This is a genomic window from Pseudomonas sp. F01002, from assembly GCF_004402115.1.
Lineage (GTDB): Bacteria > Pseudomonadota > Gammaproteobacteria > Pseudomonadales > Pseudomonadaceae > Aquipseudomonas > Aquipseudomonas frigoris.
In genome coordinates, this window is the sequence record NZ_SOPU01000047.1 from 1 (window position 1) to 345 (window position 345).

Here is a 345-nt window from a genome sequence, read left to right on the forward strand (position 1 = left end):
CGGCGTGAGCCGGGCAGCTTCTTGAAGGGCTTTTGATTGAGGCGTTCGAGCAGCAGGCTGATTGCCGTGTTGAGTTCTCCGAGCGAGAAGAACTGGCGGTTGCGCAGCACTGCCAGGATCCAGCGCTCGACCACTTGCACACCCACTTCAACCTTGGCTTTGTCCTTGGGTTTACGCGAACGCGCGGGCAGTACGGCTACGCCGTAATGCTCGGCGAGATCGCGGTAACTGGGGTTGATGTCCGGCTCGTAGCGATGCGCCTTGGTGACGCCACTGCGCAGATTATCGGGCACCAGGATCTGCGATGTGCCGCCGAAAAAAGCAAAACAGCGGGCGTGCGAGCCC

At 60.9% G+C, this 345-nt stretch carries 1 pseudogene; it reads right to left on the reverse strand.

What is annotated here, in order from left to right:
* Positions 1 to 345 (reverse strand): annotated as a pseudogene (locus E3W21_RS28735) (DDE-type integrase/transposase/recombinase); the annotation flags it as partial.